The 2,757-nt window shown below is 60.8% G+C and carries 3 protein-coding genes; all 3 read right to left on the reverse strand.

Features of this window, described 5'->3' with window-relative positions; all coding sequences use genetic code 11:
- On the reverse strand, positions 1–627 hold a 627-nt coding region (locus AC6FTP_RS26760), incomplete at its 3' end, for a YdcF family protein (protein ID WP_497209952.1).
- A 31-nt stretch (positions 628–658) separates the two neighbouring features.
- Positions 659–1,105 carry a pyridoxamine 5'-phosphate oxidase family protein gene (locus AC6FTP_RS26765; protein WP_497209953.1) on the reverse strand — a complete coding sequence of 149 codons (447 nt, stop codon included), beginning with the start codon at positions 1,103–1,105 and terminating at the stop codon, positions 659–661.
- A gap of 2 nt (positions 1,106–1,107) precedes the next feature.
- A partial coding sequence (locus AC6FTP_RS26770) for a TonB-dependent receptor (RefSeq protein WP_497209954.1) occupies positions 1,108–2,757 on the reverse strand: 1,650 nt, incomplete at its 5' end.

Here is a 2,757-nt window from a genome sequence, read left to right on the forward strand (position 1 = left end):
GGGATCGACCTTCACGCCTGCTTTGGCAAAAACGGCCACGGAGCGCGGCATATGAGCGGCGGAGGTCACGAGCAGCACGCGCTGCCAGCCTTTCTCCTTCACCATGGCGGCGATCTTCAGCGCTTCATCGTGAGTGTCCAGGCAGACGCCGAGGCTCACGATGTTATGCGGCAGCTTCAGCGTGCTTTTGAGATAAGACACCGCAGCATCAGCTTCCGAGTGCATCACGCCCGCCTGCTCATAGCCTCCGCCCGTGACGATCATGATGGGTGCCTTTCCCTGCGACAGCAGACCGAGCGCGCTGATCAGGCGATCCACGCTGTTGTTGAAGTTCACCCGCGCAGGCTCATGCAGTGACGGGGCCGCACCTCCGCCGAGGCAGATGATGGCATCCGCCGTCGGTGCGTCCTCGATCTTCACCGAAGGATACTGGTCCTCCAATCCGAGCAGCAGCCAGGAGGTCAGCGGAGTGCAGGTGAAAAGCGTGAGCCCCAGCCAGGCGATGCCGGGCAGCCATGCTGAGCGAAGTTCCCTCTTCCAAAGTCGGCGAACCAGCCATAGGCCGATGACCAGCCAGGCAAAGCCCATTGGGTGGATGAAGAGGACGAGTTCTTTCAGGAGCGACATGACGCCACCGTGGCGGCTTCTCCTTGCTTGATCAACTCAGCGGCACTTCAAAATACTCCAGCGCCCATTCCCGCATGTAGCGCACCTGCGTGGGCTTGAAGCAGTAGATGATCAGCTCGGGATTGTCCGGCGTGCGCAGGTAGGCGCGCAGCAGCGGGTTGCCATCCCAAATTTCCTTCAGCAAAGCCGCATCCGTGACGATGCTCGCCGTGGCGGTGATGCGCACCTGATGATGATCCTCATCCGTGTAGCACAGCTCCGCCTTTGGGTTTGCGGCGAGTTGCGCCGTCTTCCCATACCGCCGCAGATTCGCCACATAGATCGTGAACCCCTCCGTCTTCACCGGCGAAACCGGCCTCAATCTCGGCTGGTCCCCCTCCATCGTCGCCAGCATCGGAAACTTGGCCCGCTTGATCGTCGCGAGCGCGAGTTCAGGGACTTCGGAGGGATCGACAGGTTTGGGCTGGGGTTGAGACATGATTAAAACCGATACGTCACCCTGAAGCGGAACATTCGTGGTTCAATCGGATGAATGTGCGTGTCGCTGATCACACCGCCGCCTGGGTTGCTGTCGTAAAAGTAGCTGATGTCGTTGTCTTCGCGGTCCAGCAGGTTCAGGCAGTCTACGGCGGCTTCCCAGTTCTTGCGGCGGTAGCCCACGGTGGCATTCACCATGACGCTGTCTTTGCCGCGCACGGTGTCGGTTTCCTCCAGCGGACTGTTCGCGAAGATGCGCACGCGTGCTCCGGCGAAGAAGCCGTCGTCATTGCCCTGCGCACCGACATTGAATCCACCGCTGAACATGATGGGCACACTATTCGGGATGTGATCTGCGCCGCTCGGTTGATCCTGGAGGCGGGCATGAGTCACCGCCAATTCAGCATCCGCGCTGAACCAATTCGTCGGCCGCCAGTAGCTAGAGACCTCAATGCCGTAGCGGTCGCTGCCGGGTCCAGGTTCATTCGTGCCGGCATCGCCCACATAGATCAGCTCGCTGTCACTGCGCAGCCAGAAGAGGGCCAGCGTGGTGGTCACGTCCGGCACCGCCTGCGTGCGCAGGCCGATCTCCGCCCCCATCGTGCGCACCAGCGCATCGGCGGAGTTGCGGCCTGATGTCACTCCGCGTGCGTCGTTGCTGTGAAAGCCGGTGCCGAAGTTCAGATAGAGCTCCGTCTTCTTCCACGGGCCGAGGATGGCGCTGAACTTCGGACTCACGATGCCTGCCACCTCCGCGTCCTGCGCATCCACCGTGCTCTTCATCGGCTCGAAGTAATACAGATCACCACGCACGCCGAGAACGGTGCGGAACCACGGTGTCCAGCGCGTCGTCGCTTCACCATAAAGGCCGATGCTGCTTTCCAGGATGTCGTCCTGCCGCACTTCAGCGAGGCGATTGCGCTGCCGTGTCTTCCACAAACCGATGCCGTCGATGATGTCCGTGCGTGTCTGGAGACCGAGGGTGAGGTCGGACTCGATGCCGAGGATCTCTCTCTTTTCCCAAGTGCGGGACACCTGACCACCGAGCACCCAGCGCTGTTCCGCCTGCTGGAACTGATCACCATTAACCGGGTCATCCAGGAAGTAAGTGAAGTTCGAGTAGAGATCGAGCAGGTAATAGATGGCATACGCATTGGCGCGCGTGACCACATCGCCGTCGCGATGCTCAAAGGCGACGTTCAGGCTGTAGCGCTCGCTCTCCCCGCCTGCGCTGCGGTCCAGGGTATCGAAGGCATCAAGCGTGTCGTTTTCCACCAGTGAAGACGGGATCTGGTCCGTGCTGGTCCAGCTTCCGCGGTAGCCCATGAAGGTGACGGAGAGCTTCGTGTCCACGTCCTGCTTGAACCAGCGCAACAGGCCGTTCCAGCGATTGAACTCCTCCGCCTGCGCCCATGGGCCGTCGTAGTAGTTGAATTCCAAAGCATAGGTCAGCCCTTGGGCCACACCTTCTTCCGCTTTGGATTCAAAGGGCAGCGTCCCGGCGATCAAGGCGCGGTAATAGTTATGTTCGCCGAACTCCAGGCGGATCAGATTCTGCGGCATCACATCCCAGAGCAGGAAGTTCGCACTGCCCGCGCTGGAGAGATCTCCATCCGCCGCTGTGTAGGTGCCTTTGGCATAGTCCAGCGCCTC

It is taken from the genome of Prosthecobacter sp. (genome assembly GCF_044378005.1).
Taxonomy (GTDB): domain Bacteria; phylum Verrucomicrobiota; class Verrucomicrobiia; order Verrucomicrobiales; family Verrucomicrobiaceae; genus Prosthecobacter.